The following is a 21949-nucleotide window of genomic DNA, read 5'->3' as shown; positions in this document are numbered from 1 at the left end:
TCGATAAACTCGGGCGAGGTTTACGGTAAATATATTTACTGAACCACGATCAATTTTGTCGATCGGTTCGATCGAATTTCATCGTTATCCCCTTCTTTTTTGCAGCTATAAAATCCCAACGGGATGCTTATGACTGTCTGTCTTCTACTAAAAATCATGCAGATACCCTTTCCGGGTAGCGTTTTACGAAAACCAGAGGTGCACAAAAATGAACAGAAAAATGATTCACCCTTTACTACTGACCTGTGCGCTGGTACCGGCAGTGGCAATGGCCTTCGGTAATCAAACCACCTGGACCCGGGGATGGGGCCAGGGAGTATCAGAGTTTGTTATCAATGGGGAAAGTCAATCGCAACTGTCTCTGACCTGTGAGGATTACGGCTCGCAACCAGCCACGGTCATATTCACTGACGCCAGCGGGCATCAGGTCAGTATGGATGAAGATAAAAGCCTTCAGGTCAGTATCGACGGTGGAGCCCCCATCGACATCAGCGAATCTGGCAGTCGAGTGGGCGGTAATAACCTGGCGCTGGCCTGGGCTCAGTTACGTAATGGCAAACAGGTCTCAGTAACCGGAGACGGTGTTAAGGATGCCACATTCACGCTGGCTGGGGCAGCAAAGGTATTGCCGGTATTCGGGACCCACGGCTGCGTGGGTAAAGATGCACTCTAGCCTGCATCTGAATTTAATACCTGTTGATTACGTTATTTTTAAAAGGAATAGTTTATGAAATTTAAACACATGCTGGTGCCCGCACTGTTTGCACTGTCAGCCCTGGCGCTGGCAGAGCCAACGCCATCCATCAAAGTGGAGACCAGTAATCAGGTTCACCCTGCCGGAACACGCTACGTCACTGTCGTGGTCACTGCACTGGATAACACCGTGAAAGTCGAAGATATTGACGTGAACCGGGGAAACTGTCGCATTGCCAACCAGAAATATCTGTACTCCAGCAATAAAGAAACTATTTTGCCTGCCACCCTGCGTTACGGGCAGTCCGTCAGCGTAAGTTTTTATAATAACTGCGTGGCTTCAGAAGTCGTCGTCACTACTGATAAGGGGGGATGGCGTTACACTTACCACTGAGTCCCCCGCCCCTGATTAACGTTTCCCAACCTAAAAAATGCCACATGACCAACGGGCTGCCGCTGCGCAGTCCAGAGTAAATCCTATGACCTTTCTGAAAATGCTGGTGACCGCCCTGAGCCAGGTGCTGACCTGGTGCGGCGGACATCATGCCCGGCAGTATATTGAAATCCGCTTTCGTCAGGCCGGTTACGATGACGACTGCATTGATACAGCCCGGGAAGCGGTCACGTTGCTGGTCACTGCACTTATCACCGCCCTGATGGCGCAGATACTGAAGATTCTGGATACGCTGTAATCCCGCCCACCCTATCCGTTCATTGAGAACAACACATCCAGCCCTGCCTCCTCACGGAGCAGGGGCTTTTGCTTTTATGCCTTCAGATTAATCAGATGAGGAATCAACTATGCGATTAGCCAGCCGTTTTGGTCGGGTGAACCAGATTCGCCGTGACCGCCCCTTAACCCACGAAGAACTGATGCGGCATGTCCCCAGCGTCTTCGGGGAAGACAAGCACGACTCCAGAAGCGAAAAGTACACCTACATACCCACGATCACCCTGCTGGAGAACCTTAAACGCGAAGCGTTCCGGCCATTCTTTGCCTGTCAGTCACGAGTGCGCGACCAGAGCCGACGGGAACATACAAAGCATATGCTCCGACTGCGTCGTACCGGTCAAATAAACGGTCAGCAGGTGCCGGAAATCATCATTCTGAATTCGCACGATGGCGCATCAAGTTTTCAGTTACTGCCGGGGATATTCCGAAGCGTCTGCACCAATTCGCTCGTTTGCGGACAGTCGTTTGGCGAGATCCGCGTGCCACACAGGGGCGACGTTGTCGGGAAGGTGATTGAGGGGGCCTATGAGGTTCTCAGCGTCTTTGAGCGGGTGGAAGAGAAACGTGAAGCCATGCAGTCCGTGCAACTCCCGTCACCCGCACAACATGCACTGGCTAAAGCGGCGCTCACATATCGTTTTGGGGAAGAGTACCAGCCAGTAACTGAATCGCAAATTCTTGCTCCTCGACGCTGGCAGGACGAGAGCGATGACCTGTGGACCACTTACCAGCGCATTCAGGAAAACCTGCTGAAAGGCGGGCTAAGTGGCCGTACCGCGCAGGGGAAACGTACCCACACCCGCCCAGTAAACGGGATTGATGGCGACGTTAAGTTAAACCGTGCGCTCTGGGTGATGGCGGAGAATATGCTGAAACTGTTGGACAGGTAATCATCCGCGCCCCGCCACCGAAATCAATCCCCGGCCCGAGACCTACATTCGACTGCATAAGGAAAAATTAACATGACCGACATTATTAATATTAACGACAACCATCAGCTACCTCTGCAGGCTGGCGATAACGGTTCTGCACCTGCTCTGACAGCCACGCCCGTACCGGACGAACAGCGTGTGGAGTTCTGGCCGCAGCACTTTGGTAACATCCCGCAGTGGATGACCCTTGAACCGCAGGTCTTTGCGTGGATGGACCGGTTCTGCGCTGACTACAGCGGTGGTATCTGGAATTTTTATACTCTCAGCAACGGCGGGGCCTTCATGGTTCCGGAAACGGACAACGATGCCTTCTGGTCGCTGTTCAACGCCATGAATGGCAACGCCGCAGACATGAGCGCCGAAGCTGCAGGGATTGCAGTCTGTCTTGTCGCTTACAGTCATCACGCATGCCGCACAGAATGCGATGCCATGACGGAACATTACTGGCGTCTGCGTGACTATGCGCTGCATCACCCGGAATGCAGCGCCATCATGCGCATTATCGACTGAGTGTCCCGCCATGCCGTATGAACTGTCTCACCTGAATGCCCTGTGGGATGCGCTGGGGAAAACAACGGTCAGGGATGAGGACGGTGACGTTGTGATCGACGAACCCTTCCTGCATTTCCCGACGGGTTCGTCGTTGCGGTGAAGCTGTACAACACATCCGTCCCGGATACGTCAACAGACAGGAAAAGCAAATGAATACCACCACGTGTCCCCCTGACCGCGGGGGAATATCTCCCGTCGCACAGCGCACTATCAGACGCGCACTGACCCTGCTGGAACACCAGTTACGCGAACCCGGCGAGGCATTCACCTCCAGTCAGGCGGTCCGCGACTGGCTCCGTCTGCAGCTCACCACGCTGGAGCGTGAAGTCTTCATGGCACTCTTCCTCGATAACCAGCATCGTCTTATTGCCCATGAAACGCTCTTCACCGGCACCATCAACCATACGCAGGTACATCCCCGTGAAGTGATAAAGGCAGCACTGAAATACAACGCGGCTGCCATCGTGCTTTCACATAATCATCCGTCAGGTTATGCGGAACCTGGCCATGCCGACCGGCTGCTCACTGACCATCTGAAACAGGCACTTAAACTCGTGGATATCAGTCTGCTGGACCACCTGGTCGTGGGAGGCATGGACATCGTCTCGTTTGCCGAGCGTGGCTGGCTTTAGGGAGAGAATTACGATGAAAATCATCAGCAAACGTCAGGCAATGGCGATATACCGCCAGCATTCTGAGTCCCGGCTGTTTCGCTTCTGTACCGGGAAATATAGGTGGTCCGGCAGTATCTGCCATTACCACGGCAGGGAAGTGCAGGATATCCGGGGTGTGCTGGCCGTGTTTGCTGAACGCCGACAGGACCGCAACGGTCCGTATGTGATCCTGCGCAGCGTTACCCTGAACTGACTCACCGTTAAGGAGTACTTACATGCAGAAAGCAACCCGTGTAATCAACCATAACATCACGGAACCCTGGTGGGGCCTCAGACGCAACATCACGCCGTGTTTTGGTGCCCGGCTGGTACAGGAGTGTAACCACCTGCATTACCTTGCTGACCGCGCCAGCATTGCCGGGACATTTAATGACGCAGATTTACGCCATCTGGACCAGGCATTTCCGGTACTGATGAAGCAGATGGAGCTTATGCTGACCAGCAATGAACTCACGCCCCACATTCAGCGCTGCATCACGATCCACGAAAAAGGGCTGATATGTGAGGCCGATACGCTCGGTTCCTGTGGCTATTTGTATATCGTAATTTATCCGGCGTCTGCAACAACCGCATAAACCCCGGACGCTTTTCCTTCGTCAAAAGAGTGCAAACCATGCAAATACAATCCCTGCCCCCTCAAACCGTCGGGTCCGTCGGGTGAGGTCACCGCCTTTATCATACCAGTGTTCGACGATATCCCTTGCGGAGCGAATGGAGTCATCACCCGTTGTCGCAGTTTGCCACGACCGCACCAGAAGCGTTGCGATATCCATAGATTAACGCCGCACCTGCGAAACGGCTGCGGGAGTATTGCGGACACCAGGCAGATAAATATTGCGGACCAGCTTCAGGAGGAAAAAGACATCGCTCAGGTTGCTCACGCCGGATACCAGATGGCGAAAGGCTATCCGCGCACGAAAACGCGCCCGGACTGCCAGCCGGTCATTCACCCTGCGCCGGTACAGGCCCAGAAAATGGCGGCTTTCCACCAGCGCATGCCTGACCAGCGCTCGTCTGACAGATCGGTACTGCGTCTGTGTACTGAGTGCCAGAATATCTGCAATCACGTCGCAATAGCTGAACGCGCGGATGTCGTAATAATCCGGGCGGTGGGTAATTGACGCCGGGTTATTCACCCACAGGTAATCCTGTCTGTCAGAGAAATAAAATCGGCCATCTGCGGCGGCAAGCTGTATCGTCCAGAGAATGTCCTTGTGGCTTTTCCCTTCCTGGAATCGCAGGTCATGCTCGCGAATATACGCTGAACGGATTATCTGCAGCCACAGATAATGCGGCCATTCCCTCTGACTGACGCAATGGCGTATCCACTGCTGACCCGTCAGCGTCTGACCGTAAGGCTGTCTGCGGTGAACGGTATGCCGCAGATGTCCGGCGCTGTCTGTATGCCGGGCATTGAAAAGGACGACATCGGCCTGTGCTTCGCGGGCTGTGCACAGCCGCTCCTGCAGAAAATCTGCCGCAACCCGGTCATCCGCATCCAGGAACACCACCCATTCACCACGGTGAATCGCCAGTGCAGCATTACGGGCAGCATACACGCCCTGATTTTCCTGACGAATGAGAATAAGCCGTTCATCTGTAATGGCGCTGAGTAGCGTCCATGTTTCGTCGGTTGAGCCATCTTCCACAACAATGATTTCAGTACTCAGCGTTGTTTCGCCAAGTAGTGTATGGATCAGACCCCCGATACTCTCAGCCGCATTGAAGACAGGAATGATGACGCTGATATCGATGTTGTTTTTCATTGAACAAAGGAAATGTAAACAGAGGGAAAGTTCAGCGTTGTCACCCCATCAGAGGTAATAACCTGCCGGGTAAGATGCATTATCAGGAAGAACGCTCCAATGATTTTTGTGCTGGCGCGGACACCGCTCGTTTTTCTCTGATTTCCTGGTTAACCACCATCAGACAGTCATCGCAGAATTCTTTATCAAGCCCGAAAATTCGGTCCAGAACGCCTCTTTTCTTGTTGCATCTGGTACATCTTTTCATTCCATCACCTGCTGTCGCATTCCCATGCCGTGCCCGCAGGACAAAAGAAGGCCGCCCGCCAGAAGACAGGAAATAAATTAACAAACAATACGTTAAATGAGTTTTTGGGAATTTATCACAGGGACTACCGGGCCGGATAATTCATTTTGCAGATCAATTTTTACCAATCGATCGGTTTAATCGATCATCTTTTCACTCTGCGTTATACGCCATCCATGTGCCTGCACACCCTGTCGGAGCGTTCAGTTTGTCTGATCTGTAAAGGATGCTATGCCTGCTGGATAGTCAAACAAATCCAGATAACTGAGATTATGTGGGAAAAATTATTAACTCCTTGAATGGCCGCGTGGAGCAGAGGTTCGAGTGGTTCTGCGAGCGGGTAGTGGTTTTGCTAACGTGGTCGCGTATTAATTAACAAGGGATTGGTCAACATCCACGTGCCGGTGACAGTGAACCGTAACTGGTAACAATAGGCCACCTTCGGGCGGTTTATCTCAACTAAATGATGACAAATTAAGCATCATCTGTATAAATTAGAAGGGTGATTAATACCAAGGGCTATTACTGTCACTGTCACTGTCACTGTCACTGTCACTTTATGGATGATTCATATGGCACAGGCTAGTAAGAGAAACAAAAAGCATCCAAAGGCAACACCTAGTGCTGAAGAAATTGTTCAAGGTTTTCTGACTCACTTCGTACGCTTAACCACCATCAATCTGGTTATGCACGAATCTAAAAACCCGCCAAAACTCCCCGGTGGGCATACCATATTCAGGCATGTAAATATGACTGACGCACAGCTTCAGAACCGGTTAGATACAGAAAATATTCCAGCTGCAGGAAGATTTACTGATCTCGACACGGCTCATGCAGCGATTACTGAAACCATCGCTGCAAATTTCCAGCAAGTGCTAAGATGGGCAACTAAGACTACATCAACCTCCATAACCCTCTCCCATGAACTTAGCTACGATATTGGGGTTGTGATTGAAAGAGACAAACCGGGTAAAATACAGAAGGCGAGAAGGATTGTAGTTAGCTTTTCTAAAGACAGAACAGGTGCTTATCCACTGGAGAATAGCATTATCACCTCTCACCCCTCCCTGGAGGAACGTTAATGTCTGCATATCCAACACTTGACACCCTCATGTCTCTATATTTAGGCCAAGATAGTTTTTATTTTACAGGGGAAGGGGATGCCTCCAAATGCATTGATTTTTATTTGAAAAATGAGTCAGAAGAAACCAAAGCAGAACTTTTAGACGAACTATTCGACTTTGTTAGTGAACACAATGACGCATTGACAGAAAATTTCAATCGCCGCTACCGTCATTCAATTTATGACCATGCGGATGTATGCGGCTTTTTAGAGTTAATAAATGACAAGGTTAGTCAGTATATTGGCATTCCTACTGAAAAACTCATGAAACCACTTCAGAAAACAGATGCCTTCTTAACTGTAGTCGGTGGTAATGTTCAACAACCAAAAAGCGTCACTACTAATCGAACTAGAAGAGTGCCTCAGAACGATAGTGAGTCTCTATTGCGCGCAGTGGCTGAGTTAGGAAGAAATGGTACACTCATGATTCGCACTACAGCAGGGGGCTACATTTTACAGCCTACACCAAGAGCTGCCGGGCGATCGGCAAGTGCGAAACGCAAGGCACGACTCACTCCAGGCCAGAACCAGAAGCCTACAAAACAAAGAAGCTAATCCCTTCAAGATGTATGCTGGCGTGGTGCGGTATCTTAATTGAATAGTATTGCTGGTTTGATGGTGAACGCTATTCAATTCATGCTAGGCGCAAAAATTACCCACCAGCATTGTTCTATTCATGGTAAATAGCCCATATTCGTGCAAATACTGACAATTTCCACTCGTTTCAGACAGTTTTACCATGAAACTAGAAAAATTATCCATGAAGTGACAATCAGTACTTGCAAGTATGCTGTTTTAACAGATACTTCTTCAAAGCTTAAAGGAAAGCAAACCGCTAATCTCTAAGAAAAAAAGCTCCCGTAGTAACGTCTGCTACTCTATAAATAACCTAACATTTTCTTTTAGGACCAACAATGGGACCAAAATGAAAATTGAACTGAAGATTACAATCAATTTAACAACAAGTTACATAACCAATTCAGACTCCGCCAGCCCACCAAAATTCTCCATCGGTGATTACCAGAGTCATCCGATGAAGTCCTAAGAGCCCGCACGGCGCAAGCCCTGCGGGCTTTTTTGTGCCCTCAATTTGTCCCGCAAAATCTCAAGAAAACTAATTTAATCTGAACTTTTTAGGCCCATTGATTGGCCCAACGAAAAGCTCTGTTGTTTTCGCGCTACCAATTACCCGCCCCCCCTCTCAGGATAAGACCACCCACAACATCTCGCACAACCCTTTCACCCTCCGGCCGCGTCCGCGGCCGGAGAGATAGATTTACCCCTTGGCAGAATAGGCGTCCAGCATGGCAAGGACCGCCCGACGCGCCGCATCGTCTGCGATATTGTCAGGCAGCGCATCAGCCCGCAGAGTGACATAAGCGTCAGCAGCCCTTCGAATGGCAATCCCGACGGAGTCACGATCGTGCGTTGCCAGGGTGGAAGTCAGCAGGCCATCGGGATCAATGCCGAGGGCTTCTATTCGGCGAACGCCGCGTTGCGGTAGATTGGCGCGACGGAACAGCATCGGCCCCAGCACTTGTTCCCGGAAGAAGGACAGCATCCCCAGCGCTTCGAAGAGTTCGCCCCTCCCCAGCTTAACCACGGCATAATGCAGCCAGATCCAGGCTCGGGACTCAAACCACTCCGGCGTCATGTTCGGCCAGTGCGCGCTAAATTTTGCCAGCTGTCGCTCGAGAGCATCATTATCACGGGTAAATAGCACGGCAGGCTCCTCAACGCGCTGAGTGAGCATGTCCAGGGTGATAAATTTCATATCGACATGCAGAAGTTGCGGGCCAAACAGGCAGATCAGCAGGCGAGGCTCACCGACGTGTTCCCCGGTGAAAGCATGCAGCAGATGGCCGAGCGTTCCGGCGAACGCCATACGCTTAGCCATGATTTCGTCATAATAGAGAGGGTCGACCACCACCACAAAATCCAGATCGGAGTATTGATCAAACCCGCCATGGATAAACGAGCCGCCAGCGAGAAGGGAGTGGATCCGCGAATCAGACTGTAATTTAAGCTTCAGTTGCTCTGCAAAACTTCTGTGTAAATCGGGTAGCGTATTAAGCATACTTTTTCCTGTTCACAAAAAAGACAAAGCATTACAGAATATCGAGCGATTCATCCGCAGACCAGATATTTCTGCTGGAACCCTCCCCTCCCTGGCGGGGCTCCCGACGCGCTATATCGGAAGCAATACCTCCCTCAAACCACCTCGTTCATCCACTCAGCAAACGCCCGCACGGCGGGAGAGAGAAAGCGCTGGTGCGGATAGAGCAATGTGACGGGTACCGGGGGCGGCTGCCAGTCCGTCAGCACTTCCACCAGCCTCCCCTCCTGTAGATGGTCAGCAACGATATTCTCCGCCAGCTGCGCCAACCCGAAGCCCGCCAGGCACATTTTTATATAGAGCCCCGTTTCATTCACCGCGGCGTTGCCGCTGACGGGTACAGAAAAGGTCTCGCCGTGGCGAACGAAGCGGAACTCATCGGCCCGCCTCGCCTGACCGGAGAAATAATGCACCGCCCGGTGCTGAGAGAGTGCCTCCGGTGATGGCGGCACGCCATATTCCCTGAGATAGTCCGGCGACGCGCAGGTTACCCAGCGAAAGCGGCCCAGAGGGCGGGCCACCAGGCTGGAGTTGTTCAGCTCTCCCGTTCGTATCACGCAGTCGACGCCTTCCTGAATGAGATCGACCTGGCGATCGCTGACGCCGATCATCAGGTAGATATCGGGATAGCGCCGGTAAAAGTCCGGCAGATGCGGCATGACGATGAAATGCGCGATGCCCGCGGGCATATCAACCCGCAGGCGTCCCTGAGGCCGCGCGACAGACTCGCTCAGGCTGGATTCACTATGTTCGATGAGGGCGAGAATTTCCCGGCACTGCGCCAGATACTGCATCCCTTCCGGGGTAAGGCTCACCCGCCTTGTGGTCCGGTTCAGCAGCCGCACCTTCAGGTATTTCTCAAGGTTTTTAATGGTACTGGTGACAGTGGAGGCGGGCAGGGAAAGGGTTTCCGCGGCACGCACGAAGCTCCCTGCCTCCGCGACGCGCATAAACATCTGCATAGCCTGGATACGATCCACCTTCTTTCTCCCCTGTAGCGAGCTGCTTACCGACAGACGGCATGATTATTCGTTGATTATGAATAATGAAAACAATTTATGCACCTTTTTGCGCTTAATCGCCTGGCGTATCGTTGCTCGGTGGATGACGAAGGAGGGGCCGAAAATGAACATGCCCTCAACAAATATCCAGATAATCATTACGTTAAATAGCATGCGCAAAGGAAAAACCATGTCCGTTCAGCCTGTCGAATTAAGTAAGGCGTATCGTTTATTGCAGGTCGGGTCCACCACCATGATTTCCGCAAAATATAATGGCGTCGAAAATGTCATGTCAGCCGCCTGGGTTGGGCTGGCAGGCGAGCGAAAAGTGGTGGCCTATATCGGCCCCCAGGCCTTCACTCGTCAGCTGGTCGAAAAGAGCGGCTATTTCGTGGTGCAGATCCCCGTAGTCAGCCAGATGGCAACCGTCCTCTACGCTGGCGGGCGCAGCTATGCCGACGCGCCGGATAAAAATGACTCCATCCCCTTCATTTATCAGCCGGGGTTCGACATCCCCCTCGTGGCAGGCTGCGCGGGCTGGCTGGTGTGCAAAGTGATGCCCTACCCGGACATTCAGCAGCAACACAATCTGTTTATGGGCGATATCATCGCCGCCTGGAGCGATGATCGGGTATTCCGTAACGGACACTGGATCTTTGATGATGCGCCGGACGAGTTGCGGACCGTTCACTATGTCGCAGGCGGGCAGTTCTATGCCATCGGTAAGGGCAGCAAATTCGATCATGGGCCGGGTCAGGACTGACCCTGCCCGGTCATGCGGATCACTGGCGAGATGTCTGCGCAGCAGAGCGGCTGATGCTCCGGCGCCAGACGCCGGGCGCCTGGCCATACTGGCGCTTGAAGCTGCGGTTGAAGGACTGCTGGGAGTCAAAGCCGAGGGCGATCGCCACGTTCAGGATCGGCTCGTTGCTGTGGGCTAAGCGTTCGACCGACTTTTCAAGCTTTTGCGCCCGAATATATTCTCCGAGGGGCTGACCGGTATGTTCTTTGAAGATCCGCTGCAGGTGCCACTTCGAATAGCCGGATCGTCGGGCAACGGTGTCAATATCCAGACGGCTATCAAGATGGTTATCGATCCAGTCAATGAGATCCTGAATGATGGCGCCAGTGTTCATCATGTTACCTCCGCGCAGCCGGTTAAAAGCATCTTTGTCAGTTGCATTTAAAGGTGGACTGGTTTGACACAAAATGCAAGTTTTATTGTTACATTTAAATCCGCGCCGGGATCGCGGTTTTTGTCTCCAGCCAGGACCGCACATAAAGTGCAACAATTATTCTTGCACTTAGTTAAGCGCCTTCCTACAATCGCCGCGATAGTGTATTCGAAATTGTTACAGTTTTGTGGCGATGATCGACACAAATGGCCTTAAGCCAGCCCGGTCAAAGGAAGTGGCGCAGCGTCTCGCGCTGCGTCTTGCCCGGCGGCTACAATTACCGGAATAAAAATAATGAGCCTGCAAAAAACCTGGGGAAACATTCACCTGACCGCGCTCGGCGCGATGATGCTCTCCTTTCTGCTCGTCGGCTGCGACGACAGTGTCGCGCAAAACGCCGCGCCGCCCGCCCCGGCGGTCAGTGCTGCGACGGTGGTAGTGAAGTCGATCAGTCAGTGGGATAGTTTTAACGGTCGGATTGAGGCGGTGGAAAGCGTTCAGCTTCGCCCCCGCGTCTCGGGATATATTGATAAAGTGAATTACACCGACGGTCAGGAGGTGAAAAAGGGCCAGGTGCTGTTCACGATAGATGACAGAACCTATCGCGCCGCGCTGGAGCAGGCGCAGGCGACGCTGGCGAGAGCCAAAACGCAGGCCAGCCTGGCGCAAAGCGAGGCGAACCGCACCGATAAATTAGTCCATACCAATCTTGTCTCCCGTGAAGAGTGGGAGCAGCGCCGGTCAGCCGCGGTTCAGGCGCAGGCTGATATTCGCGCCGCGCAGGCGGCGGTGGATGCCGCGCAGCTTAACCTCGACTTCACCAAAGTGACCGCGCCTATCGATGGCCGCGCCAGCCGGGCGCTGATCACCAGCGGTAACCTGGTCACCGCGGGCGACACCGCCAGCGTGCTCACCACTCTGGTCTCGCAGAAGACGGTGTACGTCTACTTTGACGTCGACGAGTCAACCTATCTTCACTATCAAAACCTCGCCCGCCGCGGGCAAGGCGCGTCCAGCGATAATCAGGCGCTCCCGGTGGAGATTGGCCTGGTTGGCGAGGAGGGCTACCCCCATCAGGGCAAAGTGGATTTTCTCGATAATCAGTTAACGCCGAGTACCGGCACCATCCGCATGCGCGCGCTGCTGGATAACTCGCAGCGCCTGTTCACGCCGGGGCTGTTTGCCCGCGTGCGTCTGCCGGGCAGCGCGGAGTTCAAAGCCACGCTGATCGACGACAAAGCGGTACTGACCGATCAGGACCGTAAATACGTCTATATCGTTGATAAAGATGGTAAAGCGCAGCGACGTGATATTACCCCGGGGCGTCTGGCAGACGGTTTACGCATCGTTCAGAAGGGGCTGAACCCTGGGGATAGCGTCATCGTCGACGGGTTACAAAAAGTATTTATGCCGGGTATGCCGGTGAATGCCAAAACCGTTGCCATGACCACCAGCGCCACCCTCAACTGATCCCTAATCAGAGAATCCAACACATGGACTTTTCCCGCTTTTTTATCGACAGGCCGATTTTCGCCGCGGTGCTGTCGATTTTAATTTTTATCACCGGGTTAATCGCTATCCCGCTGCTGCCGGTGAGCGAATATCCGGACGTCGTCCCGCCGAGCGTCCAGGTGCGCGCGGAGTATCCCGGCGCCAACCCGAAAGTGATTGCCGAGTCCGTGGCGACGCCGCTGGAGGAAGCGATCAACGGCGTTGAAAACATGATGTACATGAAATCGGTCGCCGGCTCCGACGGCGTGCTGGTCACCACCGTGACCTTCCGCCCGGGTACCGACCCGGATCAGGCGCAGGTTCAGGTGCAGAACCGGGTCGCGCAGGCGGAAGCGCGTCTGCCGGAGGATGTACGCCGTCTGGGGATCACCACCCAGAAACAGTCCCCGACGCTGACCCTGGTGGTACATCTGTTCTCCCCCGGCGGAAAGTACGACTCGCTGTATATGCGCAACTACGCCACGCTGAAAGTGAAGGATGAGCTGGCGCGCCTGCCCGGCGTCGGCCAGATCCAGATTTTTGGCTCCGGTGAATATGCGATGCGCGTCTGGCTGGATCCCAATAAGGTCGCTGCCCGCGGTCTGACGGCCTCGGATGTGGTGACGGCGATGCAGGAGCAAAACGTCCAGGTGTCTGCCGGACAGCTTGGCGCCGAGCCGCTGCCGCAGGAGAGCGATTTCCTGATCTCCATTAACGCCCAGGGCCGTCTGCATACCGAAGAAGAGTTTGGCAATATCATTCTGAAAACGGCGCAGGACGGCTCGCTGGTCCGCCTGCGCGACGTGGCGCGCATCGAGATGGGTTCCGGCAGCTATGCGCTGCGTTCCCAGCTCAACAATAAGGATGCGGTCGGGATCGGTATCTTCCAGTCGCCGGGGGCTAACGCCATCGATCTGTCGAACGCGGTACGCGCCAAAATGGCCGAACTGGCCACCCGCTTCCCGGAAGATATGAAATGGGCGGCGCCGTACGACCCGACGGTTTTCGTGCGCGACTCCATCCGCGCGGTGGTGCAGACGCTGCTGGAAGCAGTGGTGCTGGTGGTGCTGGTGGTGATCCTGTTCCTGCAGACCTGGCGCGCGTCGATTATCCCACTGATCGCGGTGCCGGTATCGGTGGTAGGTACCTTCAGCATTCTCTATCTGCTGGGCTTCTCGCTGAATACCTTGAGCCTGTTCGGGCTGGTACTGGCTATCGGTATCGTGGTGGACGACGCCATCGTGGTGGTGGAGAACGTCGAGCGTAATATCGAAGAGGGGCTTGCGCCGCTTGCCGCGGCGCACCAGGCGATGCGTGAGGTCTCCGGGCCGATTATCGCCATTGCACTGGTGCTGTGTGCGGTGTTCGTGCCGATGGCGTTTCTCTCCGGGGTCACCGGCCAGTTCTACAAACAGTTTGCGGTGACCATCGCCATCTCGACGGTGATCTCGGCCATCAACTCGCTGACGCTCTCCCCGGCACTGGCGGCCCTGCTGTTAAAGCCGCACGGCGCGAAGAAAGACCTCCCTACCCGGCTGATCGATCGTCTGTTTGGCTGGATTTTCCGTCCGTTTAACCGCTTTTTCCTGCGCAGCTCGAACGGCTATCAGGGACTGGTGAGCAAAACGCTCGGACGCCGTGGCGCAGTGTTCGTGGTGTATTTGCTGCTGCTCTGCGCCGCTGGGGTGATGTTTAAAATCGTCCCCGGCGGGTTTATTCCCACCCAGGACAAGCTGTATCTCATTGGCGGCGTGAAGATGCCGGAAGGTTCGTCGCTGGCGCGCACCGATGCGGTGATCCGCAAAATGAGCGAGATCGGGATGAATACCGAAGGGGTCGATTATGCGGTCGCCTTCCCGGGTCTTAACGCACTGCAGTTCACCAACACGCCGAATACCGGGACGGTCTTTTTTGGCCTCAAACCGTTCGATCAGCGCAAACACTCGGCAGCGGAAATTAACGCGGAGATCAACGCCAAAATCGCGCAAATTCAGCAGGGCTTTGGCTTCTCCATCCTGCCGCCGCCGATTTTAGGACTGGGCCAGGGCTCCGGCTATTCGCTCTACATCCAGGATCGCGGTGGGCTGGGCTATGGCGCGCTGCAAAGCGCGGTGAATGCGATGTCCGGGGCGGTTATGCAGACGCCGGGGATGCACTTCCCTATCTCGACCTACCAGGCTAACGTGCCGCAGCTGGACGTGCAGGTTGATCGCGATAAGGCGAAAGCCCAGGGTGTATCGCTGACCGATCTGTTCGGCACGCTGCAGACTTATCTCGGCTCGTCTTATGTCAATGACTTTAACCAGTTCGGGCGTACCTGGCGCGTGATGGCCCAGGCCGATGGGCCATTCCGTGAGAGCGTGGAAGATATTGCTAATCTGCGCACCCGCAATAATCAGGGCGAAATGGTGCCGATCGGCAGTATGGTGAATATCAGTACCACCTACGGGCCGGATCCGGTGATCCGCTACAACGGTTATCCGGCGGCGGACCTGATTGGCGATGCCGATCCGCGGGTCCTCTCTTCTTCACAAGCGATGACGCACCTGGAGGAGCTGTCGAAGCAGATCCTGCCGAACGGGATGAATATTGAGTGGACGGATCTGAGTTTCCAGCAGGCCACCCAGGGCAACACGGCGCTGATCGTCTTCCCGGTGGCGGTGCTGCTGGCGTTCCTCGTGCTGGCCGCGCTGTATGAAAGCTGGACTCTGCCGCTGGCGGTGATCCTTATCGTACCGATGACGATGCTCTCCGCGCTGTTTGGCGTCTGGCTGACCGGCGGCGATAACAACGTCTTCGTGCAGGTGGGTCTGGTGGTCCTGATGGGCCTGGCCTGTAAAAACGCCATTCTGATCGTCGAGTTTGCCCGCGAGCTGGAGATCCAGGGGAAAGGCATCATGGAAGCGGCGCTGGAGGCATGCCGCCTGCGTTTGCGCCCGATCGTGATGACCTCCATCGCCTTTATCGCCGGGACCATTCCGCTGATCCTCGGCCATGGCGCGGGGGCGGAAGTCCGCGGTGTCACCGGGATCACGGTGTTCTCCGGGATGCTGGGCGTGACGCTGTTCGGTCTGTTCCTGACACCGGTGTTTTACGTGACGCTGCGGAAGTTCGTGACCCGCAGGAAACCGGTCGAGGAGGATCTGCCCGCCTAACCTGCAGCAGATAACAAAAAACCGCCTTCACAATGAAGGCGGTTTTTTTTCGTCACCAGAAAATGATTAATGCGCTTTTTTAAAGCGGGCGATCATTTCCGGCACCGGGTCGCAGCCGCTGCTATCACCATTTTTCACCGCCTCCAGCGCGCTTGCCACGGTGTGACGAGCGAGGACGTTTAGCGAAGCCTGCTCTGCTTCATCGGCGATAGATTTGAAGTACCAACAGGCGTTGGCGCTGACCACGCAGCGGGCCGGAACTTCGGGACGCGACGCCCACAGCTTTTTATCTTCAATAACCGAAAGATAGATATCACGCAGGGTGATCTTGTCTGCCGGGCGGCCAAGATGAATAGAGCCGTTGCGGCCAAGCGTGGAGACGATGATGCCGTCACGAGTAAGCGGAACCATTAGTTTACGGATAAAGCTCGGGTTCGCTTCCAGGCCGTAGGCCAGAATCGCACTCGTCGAACGTTCACCCATCTGCTCCGCCATTGCTACGCTGAGAACCATCTGCAAAGCTGTCGGGAAGCGGTAATCTAACATGGTATTGTCCTGGGTTGCGGTGAATCTTGTTCTTTTTGGCACCGCAGAGGTGAATAATCAATGAACAACAATATAACAAATACGGGAATTTTTTTGAAGCAATCTGCGGTTAGCCTGCGAAGTAAATTTTCTGATTTCACGGGCAAAGGCTGCCGGATGACAAACCCGGCAACCGCATACCGTGCCATCTAAAAACCGCGAAGATCATCCACCGGTAAGTTCAGCTGGCTATTCTCAACAATGCGTTGCAGGGTCAGGCTGATCACATCAATGTTGTTATCGAAACTACCGTGGGAAGCATCGATCATCACGCCTGGGCCACTATTGACCTTGTCGGTATCAATGATATTGGTTCGGTCGCGCTTTTCCAGCCCCGCCTCAGCCGCGGCATGACGCCAGTTACGCAATGCTTCCCCGGTGCTCGACGAACCGTCCCAGCCCGAGTAGTTTTTGTCGCGTATCTTGTCCATTCCCAGCAGCGGTGTTCGCCGATCCCCTTCTAAGGCGTTGGAGACGAAATAGAGGAGCGACTTGCGATAAATAGCTGCCACATTGTCGGCTCGTTCAATGCGATCGGACAGGATATGGAGATACATACGTTTCATCAGCAATTCATGCGGGGCATAGTGTCGGTTGGCAAACTGTACCGTACATGCCGGCGCATAGAGATGCGCAGACTTGAGAGCGTCACCCAGGCCGCGGGATGACAACAGATCGACGAAATGGCCGAGAATAATACTGCCCGCCGAGTGACCAATTATATGAATTTCAAGCGCTTTCCCCCAGGTTTCCACTAACTTTTGCAGGGCCGTCACCAGCAGATCGCCTGCGCGTCCTGAAACGCAACTAAATTCAGCGTTCTCCTTCATTTCGCTCCACAGAGGCTTCGCGGCCGGCCGACCAATAGTTTCCTCAATCAGCAGATCGGAAGCCTCAGTCAATGCCTCACGCACGCCACCCGCGCGCGAGGGTTCACGGCGAAAATGGTCGGAGAAGATATCGCCAATGGACTCCAGGATCCCTGTTTTCCACACCAGAAAGAGTGGATAGCAATCGTTGCCAGTGAAGTAACGTCCCATCGCCCGCGCCCGCGCAATCGACCCCGCCTCATTGTTGAGCCCGCCATGCGCATAGATGACTAAGCGTTTAGTCTCTTCGTGTTGTAAGCGAAACCAACGATCGGGCAATACGCATCCCTGATACATCAGCGTACGCGTCATCTCGTCCTGGGTCAGGTAGCGATCCACCCGACCATCGTTGCCGATAACAATACTGTGCTGATAGGCCGTGGTTTCGTCCCACCACTGCGGGTGATTACCCGCGGCGGCCGGTGTGGCAAGGGCTGGCGAACCCGTTGCAAGCTGCCCTGGCACCACGCCGGGCACGCCCAGCGCCGCCACCCAGGCATCCATCGCGTTGGTCAACCAGTCGGCATAACTCAGTACCGCGAAGCCACCGCATCCCCACTCTGTACCCCAGGAGTTTTGTACGATAAACCCGTCGCGGTTAAACCCAACCAGCGCAAACGCATGACCGCCCGTTTTAGTAGGCTTGCCATTGAACGCGATGACGGCCAGCGAGTCATGATTGGTGGGCGTCTTTTTCGCCGTCGGGACCGTCTGCCAGCCCTCATGGGTAAAGGCGGAAACGTAGATAGCCCCCACGTCATGGATGGCGGCCTGCATATCGGTAATATTTTTGATATCAATACGATAGTAGACCCCCAGAGTCGTATTCACCGCGCGCTCCGCGTATCCGTATTGCGGCGGGATATTTTCCTGCTCCCGGTAAGGCCAGTCAGACTCCAGACACACGCCGTGATGGAACCACCCTTTAAGCGCACCACGGCAGCTCGAACCGTCATAATCTTCCCCGGCGTATTCGTCGTATCGCCGGGCAAAGTTGTAAAGCATGCGGGGGCTCACTGAATCGAGTTTTTTCGGGAAACCGGCTTTACGCCAGCGCAAATAGTTCACCACGCAGGCTAAGCCAAAACCCGTGCAGGCGCCTTCCCGCCCCTGATCGAGGATCAGCTGCGCCTGGGTGTAGACGGTCAGTAGCGTGGCGATATCCTTATCAACCGGAAAGCGGTCCGGTAGGCTCACCGGCGGCGGCGTATAGGTACGATCGCGCAGATCAAGCGGATCCTTTGACGCATTGAGAACCGGTCCCTCTGCCGGGACCGCGATCGCGGCTGCGCCCGCCTGCTGTCTGGTCCCTCTGCCAGCTCCCGCGCCCTGAATCTGGCTGGTCTGCTGCATAACCGCTGGCAAGACCGCTGCAAGCGTGAAGACTTTTTTGAAACTATCCAGCCCGTGCGCCCCGCCATTCACCAGCCTGCGCGCTTTCCGATAGTCGGGGGGCGTGGCTGTCAGGGCCGTGGTTAACGCCTCTCGACGATCGCCGAGGAACATCGCCAACAATACCGCCGCCACCTCGGGTGCATTAGCTAAATCGGGAGAGCCGATAATGTCCACACCTATGCGGGAAGCATATTTCTGGTAGTTCGAACGCCCCGTAAGCTGTACGAAACCACGTCCGCGAAACCTGGCGCCATCCCCAAGGGTCATGTTACCAAGATTCTTGCCTTTGTCGGTCCCTGCGTCGTAGGCGCTGAACGCCGGCAGCCCTGGCAGCGTGTTGAACTGCGAGGGATATTCGGAAATCGGCACGAAGCCTTCGGTCTCCGCGCGGATGGTCCCCAGGGCGGCCAAGATCAACGGGATCGTCGTGAGTCCTTCGCTGGTTAACGCTGCCGCGACGTACGGCAGATAGCGCAGCACATTGGATGGTTTGGTGGCGGGGAATAAATGCTGCACCTCATCTGCCCGCAGCGTAAACGCAGGCAGCGTGATAAGCGCCAGCAGGCTCTGGCAATAGGGACCGACGACGCCATCGGCGATGATGCCGATATGCGACTGCCAGTGTCGGACCGCCGAGGCCAGCGTGGCATCGAACGTGTCGCTATTCGATGACAATGCAAACATGTTCGCATCCGCCCCCAGCGTTTTCGCCAGACGTTTGCGTAACTGGACAACCTCCGGGCCGGATGAGCCCTGCAACAGCAATTTAACCATGACAAGAATCCTCGAAAAGCGATGACCGTGCGGCGATATTGATATAGGCCGCAGTACGCAACATGACGTTGAGCTGTCCTTGTGAAATGAGGCTGACAAGTGGTATTGCTTCAGGCTTCAAAGCGACCCGGCGGCCGCGGATGATATCCCTCGACAAAGATGGCGCGTGTCGCCCTCTCGTTTGAGGCGGGCAAACTTCGTCTGGGCAGGCGTTCCGGCATGCTCGTATGAGTATAGGAGAAGCGTAACGGCACCCGAGGATTTATTACTGGCTGAAATCTGGCACGGGTCAGCCGTTGACAGGTGGTTCAGGAGACATCATCCCCTCCCCGTTCGCCAACTATCCGCTGCCATAACGGCAGCGGATCCTGCGAGATTTGTCTGGCGCTGATCTGCCTGCACAAACTCTCCACCATCGCGATTGCGGAAAAAACCATTAAAGCGAATCGCTAACGACTGCGCTGCCCGACGACCTGTCCACACCAGCGGCGCCTAACCCTGTGGATAACCTGGAGGCAGTTGCCTGGCAGCCGCAGCCCGGGCGGGCTACCGGCTGCCGTTCGTTTTTTGAACAGGAGAAATGCCACCGCCGGGCTGCGCGCTGAGCGCCAGAGTCACCACCGCGGCGGAGGGAAGCCCCTACCCCACTCAGTAATTCCACTTCGGCCGCGCCACCGTGTTTTTCTTCAGCAGGTCGCGGAACGCTTTCAGGTAGGGCTCATTGCTGCGCCCGCGCTTACAGATGGCCGAGAACGGCGACTGAAAGCCAAACTCGTTGGGCAGCAGTACCCGCAGGCGGTTCTCTTTGATCCACGGCCAGGCGTAATGCTCCGGCAGATAGCCAATATATTTCCCCGAGAGGATCAGCAGCAGCTGGGCGTCGACGGTCTCGACGGTGGCGCTGCCTTTGCTGAAGCCCCGGCGGCGCAAATCGCTGGTGTTCCAGTAGCTGCGGGTCACCAGCGGGCACTGGCTGATCTGCTCTTTATCCAGCTGACGGCTGAAGAACATCGGGTGCAGATCGCTGCAGTAGAGCCAGTGCTGTTCGCGGTACAGCGGCTCGCTGATGATGTTATGCACCTGCGAGTTGTAGCTGCCGATGGCCAGGTCGATATGGTTGTTCAGCACGCCGTTCAGTTGCTCCGCCGGGGTGCGAATAATCAATTTGATATGCACATGGGGAAATTTGTCGCTGAAGCTGCGCAGAACCACCGGCAGCGAGAGCGCCGTTTCGGTCTCGATGGAGTCGAGTGTCGAGATGCACAGGGTACCGCTGTGCTCCCCTTTGAGCAGTGCTGACTGCCGCTCCAGCTCATTGAGTTCGCTCAGCACGCGGATCGCCTGCTGTAAAAACTGCTGACCTTTCTCGGTCAGGGAAAAGCCGCCGCGCCCGCGCTGGCAGAGGGTGAAGCCGAGCTGTCCCTCCAGCTGCGACATCGCATTACTGATGGCGGAGACCGAAATGCCCAGCTCCTGCTGGGCCCGGCTATAGCTCTCCAGGCGGGCCACCGCCTCGAAAACCTGCAGCTGTCGAATATTAAGGCTGGCGTCGTGATGCATCGTATTTAGTTCACCAATAAATGAACTGAGTATTTACGTCAGACGATGTAAAGTCCAGCGCGGGTTGCGCACTATCTCTCCTGTTACGTTTCATCCGTCAGATTCAGGAGCAGACATGGATAACCTCTTTCACCAACCGCAGGGTGGCAATGAGATGCCACGCTTCGCCGGCCGCGCCACGATGATGCGCCTGCCGTTTATCGAAGATTTACAGGGACTTGACGCGGCATTTGTCGGCATTCCGCTGGATATCGGCACCTCGCAGCGCTCAGGCACGCGCTACGGACCGCGCTATATTCGCGCCGAATCGGTGATGATCCGTCCGTACAATATGGCAACCGGCGCCGCACCGTTCGACTCGCTGTCGGTGGCCGACATCGGCGATGTGCCGATCAATACCTACAGCTTGCTCAAATCGGTGCAAATTATCGAAGATTACTACACCGGTTTGAATAGTTATCCGCTGATCCCGCTGACCCTCGGCGGGGACCACACCATTACCCTGCCGATCCTGCGGGCGCTGACCAAAAAACATGGTCCGGTGGGGCTCATCCACGTCGACGCCCATACCGATACCAATGATGAGATGTTCGGAGAGAAAATCGCCCACGGCACCACCTTCCGCCGCGCCGTTGAGGAGGGACTGCTCGACCTCAAACGGGTGGTGCAGATTGGCCAGCGCGCCCAGGGCTACGCCGCCGGCGACTTCCAGTGGGGCGTTGACCAGGGCTTTCGCCTGGTGCAGGCGGAGCAGTGCTGGCATACCTCGCTGGCGCCGCTGATGGCCGAAGTTCGTCAGCAGATGGGCGACGGGCCGGTGTATCTCAGCTTTGATATCGACAGCCTCGATCCCATCTGGGCTCCGGGAACCGGGACGCCGGAAGTCGGCGGCCTGACCTCCATTCAGGCGCTGGAGATCGTCCGCGGCTGCCGCGGCCTGAACCTGATTGGCGCCGATCTGGTCGAGGTCTCTCCCCCCTATGACGTGAGCGGCAATACCTCCCAGCTGGCGGCCAACCTGCTGTACGAGATGCTCTGCGTCCTGCCCGGCGTGAAGTACGCCTGAGGG

22 protein-coding genes are annotated in these 21949 nt (G+C 55.3%); 15 read left to right on the top strand and 7 right to left on the bottom strand.

Going from position 1 to position 21949, the window contains the following annotated elements; genetic code table 11:
- Positions 1-208 precede the first annotated feature (208 nt).
- The 9 genes from CWM54_RS13425 (at position 209) to CWM54_RS13385 (ending at position 4159) form a co-directional block, all read left to right on the top strand.
- Entirely contained in the window at positions 209-673 is a 465-nt protein-coding gene (locus tag CWM54_RS13425) for a hypothetical protein (RefSeq protein ID WP_004114621.1), read from the top strand.
- Between the two features lie 54 nt (positions 674-727).
- Positions 728-1087 carry a hypothetical protein gene (locus CWM54_RS13420; protein ID WP_100697439.1) on the top strand — a complete coding sequence of 120 codons (360 nt, stop codon included), beginning with the start codon at positions 728-730 and terminating at the stop codon, positions 1085-1087.
- An 85-nt stretch (positions 1088-1172) separates the two neighbouring features.
- Complete coding sequence (locus CWM54_RS13415) at positions 1173-1385, top strand: hypothetical protein (RefSeq protein WP_100697437.1); 213 nt, start codon at positions 1173-1175, stop codon at positions 1383-1385.
- 109 nt (positions 1386-1494) lie between these two features.
- On the top strand, positions 1495-2316 hold the full coding sequence (locus CWM54_RS13410) for a DUF932 domain-containing protein (RefSeq protein ID WP_100697435.1): 822 nt from the start codon (positions 1495-1497) through the stop codon (positions 2314-2316).
- Positions 2317-2388: 72 nt separating this feature from the next.
- Positions 2389-2868: an antirestriction protein gene (locus CWM54_RS13405; protein ID WP_100697433.1), complete on the top strand. Its 480-nt coding sequence runs from the start codon at positions 2389-2391 to the stop codon at positions 2866-2868.
- A gap of 10 nt (positions 2869-2878) precedes the next feature.
- The gene (locus tag CWM54_RS29405) at positions 2879-3010 is read left to right on the top strand and encodes a hypothetical protein (RefSeq protein WP_264755260.1); all 132 of its coding nucleotides are present in this window, start codon (positions 2879-2881) and stop codon (positions 3008-3010) included.
- A gap of 49 nt (positions 3011-3059) precedes the next feature.
- The gene (radC, locus tag CWM54_RS13395; protein ID WP_100697431.1) at positions 3060-3542 is read left to right on the top strand and encodes a RadC family protein; all 483 of its coding nucleotides are present in this window, start codon (positions 3060-3062) and stop codon (positions 3540-3542) included.
- 13 nt (positions 3543-3555) lie between these two features.
- Complete coding sequence (locus CWM54_RS13390; protein ID WP_040198493.1) at positions 3556-3777, top strand: DUF987 domain-containing protein; 222 nt, start codon at positions 3556-3558, stop codon at positions 3775-3777.
- A 22-nt stretch (positions 3778-3799) separates the two neighbouring features.
- Positions 3800-4159, top strand: a complete 360-nt coding sequence (locus tag CWM54_RS13385; protein WP_100697429.1) for a type IV toxin-antitoxin system YeeU family antitoxin — start codon at positions 3800-3802, stop codon at positions 4157-4159.
- Positions 4160-4360: 201 nt separating this feature from the next.
- On the opposite strand, the gene CWM54_RS13380 is transcribed toward CWM54_RS13385, so the two are convergent.
- Positions 4361-5350, bottom strand: coding sequence for a glycosyltransferase (locus CWM54_RS13380; protein WP_100697427.1), 990 nt, complete (start codon positions 5348-5350; stop codon positions 4361-4363).
- Between the two features lie 858 nt (positions 5351-6208).
- Between CWM54_RS13380 and CWM54_RS13375 the strand changes: the two genes are divergently transcribed.
- Together CWM54_RS13375 and CWM54_RS13370 are read left to right on the top strand one after the other, a co-directional pair.
- A complete protein-coding gene (locus tag CWM54_RS13375; RefSeq protein ID WP_100697425.1) occupies positions 6209-6718 on the top strand; it encodes an RNase A-like domain-containing protein in 510 nt (169 codons plus the stop codon).
- Positions 6718-7314, top strand: coding sequence for a contact-dependent growth inhibition system immunity protein (locus CWM54_RS13370; protein WP_100697423.1), 597 nt, complete (start codon positions 6718-6720; stop codon positions 7312-7314). The genes CWM54_RS13375 and CWM54_RS13370 overlap by 1 nt, the downstream gene beginning before the upstream one ends.
- A 721-nt stretch (positions 7315-8035) precedes the next feature.
- Here the strand turns inward: CWM54_RS13370 and CWM54_RS13365 are convergent.
- Positions 8036-8836 (bottom strand): hypothetical protein, encoded by an 801-nt coding sequence (locus tag CWM54_RS13365; RefSeq protein WP_100697421.1) that lies wholly within the window; start codon positions 8834-8836, stop codon positions 8036-8038.
- Positions 8837-8970: 134 nt separating this feature from the next.
- Positions 8971-9855, bottom strand: coding sequence for a LysR family transcriptional regulator (locus CWM54_RS13360; RefSeq protein ID WP_100697419.1), 885 nt, complete (start codon positions 9853-9855; stop codon positions 8971-8973).
- A gap of 211 nt (positions 9856-10066) precedes the next feature.
- Between CWM54_RS13360 and CWM54_RS13355 the strand changes: the two genes are divergently transcribed.
- Positions 10067-10639, top strand: coding sequence for a flavin reductase family protein (locus tag CWM54_RS13355; protein ID WP_023323138.1), 573 nt, complete (start codon positions 10067-10069; stop codon positions 10637-10639).
- 19 nt (positions 10640-10658) lie between these two features.
- Here the strand turns inward: CWM54_RS13355 and CWM54_RS13350 are convergent, their stop codons facing one another.
- Positions 10659-11012, bottom strand: coding sequence for a helix-turn-helix domain-containing protein (locus CWM54_RS13350; protein ID WP_077274722.1), 354 nt, complete (start codon positions 11010-11012; stop codon positions 10659-10661).
- Between the two features lie 333 nt (positions 11013-11345).
- Here CWM54_RS13350 and oqxA point away from each other — a divergent pair, with 333 nt between their 5' ends.
- On the top strand, positions 11346-12521 hold the full coding sequence (gene oqxA, locus CWM54_RS13345; RefSeq protein ID WP_100697417.1) for a multidrug efflux RND transporter periplasmic adaptor subunit OqxA: 1176 nt from the start codon (positions 11346-11348) through the stop codon (positions 12519-12521).
- Positions 12522-12544: 23 nt separating this feature from the next.
- A complete protein-coding gene (oqxB, locus tag CWM54_RS13340; protein WP_100697415.1) occupies positions 12545-15697 on the top strand; it encodes a multidrug efflux RND transporter permease subunit OqxB in 3153 nt (1050 codons plus the stop codon).
- Positions 15698-15763: 66 nt separating this feature from the next.
- On the opposite strand, the gene CWM54_RS13335 is transcribed toward oqxB, so the two are convergent.
- The 3 genes from CWM54_RS13335 to CWM54_RS13325 all read right to left on the bottom strand — a co-directional run bounded on the left by CWM54_RS13335 (position 15764) and on the right by CWM54_RS13325 (position 20880).
- A complete protein-coding gene (locus CWM54_RS13335; RefSeq protein WP_008806108.1) occupies positions 15764-16243 on the bottom strand; it encodes an RrF2 family transcriptional regulator in 480 nt (159 codons plus the stop codon).
- Between the two features lie 188 nt (positions 16244-16431).
- Positions 16432-19320 carry a C1 family peptidase gene (locus CWM54_RS13330; RefSeq protein WP_100697413.1) on the bottom strand — a complete coding sequence of 963 codons (2889 nt, stop codon included), beginning with the start codon at positions 19318-19320 and terminating at the stop codon, positions 16432-16434.
- A 648-nt stretch (positions 19321-19968) separates the two neighbouring features.
- Positions 19969-20880: a LysR family transcriptional regulator gene (locus tag CWM54_RS13325; RefSeq protein WP_002914199.1), complete on the bottom strand. Its 912-nt coding sequence runs from the start codon at positions 20878-20880 to the stop codon at positions 19969-19971.
- Positions 20881-20995: 115 nt separating this feature from the next.
- Here CWM54_RS13325 and speB point away from each other — a divergent pair, with 115 nt between their 5' ends.
- Positions 20996-21946, top strand: a complete 951-nt coding sequence (gene speB / locus CWM54_RS13320) for an agmatinase (protein WP_004145693.1) — start codon at positions 20996-20998, stop codon at positions 21944-21946.
- Positions 21947-21949 lie beyond the last annotated feature (3 nt).

It is taken from the genome of Klebsiella sp. D-Nf1 (assembly GCF_002810515.1).
Taxonomy (GTDB): domain Bacteria; phylum Pseudomonadota; class Gammaproteobacteria; order Enterobacterales; family Enterobacteriaceae; genus Klebsiella; species Klebsiella variicola.
Note: the sequence above shows the minus strand (reverse complement) of the source record. Positions and strands in the feature narration are given on the sequence as shown.

Excerpts from the sequence above, each read along its gene's own strand:
- CWM54_RS13425 (WP_004114621.1), top strand. The coding sequence starts at position 209 with ATGAACAGAAAAATGATTCACCCTTTACTACTGACCTGTGCGCTGGTA.
- CWM54_RS13420 (WP_100697439.1), top strand. The coding sequence starts at position 728 with ATGAAATTTAAACACATGCTGGTGCCCGCACTGTTTGCACTGTCAGCC.
- CWM54_RS13415 (WP_100697437.1), top strand. The coding sequence starts at position 1,173 with ATGACCTTTCTGAAAATGCTGGTGACCGCCCTGAGCCAGGTGCTGACC.
- CWM54_RS13410 (WP_100697435.1), top strand. The coding sequence starts at position 1,495 with ATGCGATTAGCCAGCCGTTTTGGTCGGGTGAACCAGATTCGCCGTGAC.
- CWM54_RS13405 (WP_100697433.1), top strand. The coding sequence starts at position 2,389 with ATGACCGACATTATTAATATTAACGACAACCATCAGCTACCTCTGCAG.
- CWM54_RS29405 (WP_264755260.1), top strand. The coding sequence starts at position 2,879 with ATGCCGTATGAACTGTCTCACCTGAATGCCCTGTGGGATGCGCTGGGG.
- radC (WP_100697431.1), top strand. The coding sequence starts at position 3,060 with ATGAATACCACCACGTGTCCCCCTGACCGCGGGGGAATATCTCCCGTC.
- CWM54_RS13390 (WP_040198493.1), top strand. The coding sequence starts at position 3,556 with ATGAAAATCATCAGCAAACGTCAGGCAATGGCGATATACCGCCAGCAT.
- CWM54_RS13385 (WP_100697429.1), top strand. The coding sequence starts at position 3,800 with ATGCAGAAAGCAACCCGTGTAATCAACCATAACATCACGGAACCCTGG.
- CWM54_RS13380 (WP_100697427.1), bottom strand. The coding sequence starts at position 5,350 with ATGAAAAACAACATCGATATCAGCGTCATCATTCCTGTCTTCAATGCG.
- CWM54_RS13375 (WP_100697425.1), top strand. The coding sequence starts at position 6,209 with ATGGCACAGGCTAGTAAGAGAAACAAAAAGCATCCAAAGGCAACACCT.
- CWM54_RS13370 (WP_100697423.1), top strand. The coding sequence starts at position 6,718 with ATGTCTGCATATCCAACACTTGACACCCTCATGTCTCTATATTTAGGC.
- CWM54_RS13365 (WP_100697421.1), bottom strand. The coding sequence starts at position 8,836 with ATGCTTAATACGCTACCCGATTTACACAGAAGTTTTGCAGAGCAACTG.
- CWM54_RS13355 (WP_023323138.1), top strand. The coding sequence starts at position 10,067 with ATGTCCGTTCAGCCTGTCGAATTAAGTAAGGCGTATCGTTTATTGCAG.
- CWM54_RS13350 (WP_077274722.1), bottom strand. The coding sequence starts at position 11,012 with ATGAACACTGGCGCCATCATTCAGGATCTCATTGACTGGATCGATAAC.
- oqxA (WP_100697417.1), top strand. The coding sequence starts at position 11,346 with ATGAGCCTGCAAAAAACCTGGGGAAACATTCACCTGACCGCGCTCGGC.
- oqxB (WP_100697415.1), top strand. The coding sequence starts at position 12,545 with ATGGACTTTTCCCGCTTTTTTATCGACAGGCCGATTTTCGCCGCGGTG.
- CWM54_RS13335 (WP_008806108.1), bottom strand. The coding sequence starts at position 16,243 with ATGTTAGATTACCGCTTCCCGACAGCTTTGCAGATGGTTCTCAGCGTA.
- CWM54_RS13330 (WP_100697413.1), bottom strand. The coding sequence starts at position 19,320 with ATGGTTAAATTGCTGTTGCAGGGCTCATCCGGCCCGGAGGTTGTCCAG.
- CWM54_RS13325 (WP_002914199.1), bottom strand. The coding sequence starts at position 20,880 with ATGCATCACGACGCCAGCCTTAATATTCGACAGCTGCAGGTTTTCGAG.
- speB (WP_004145693.1), top strand. The coding sequence starts at position 20,996 with ATGGATAACCTCTTTCACCAACCGCAGGGTGGCAATGAGATGCCACGC.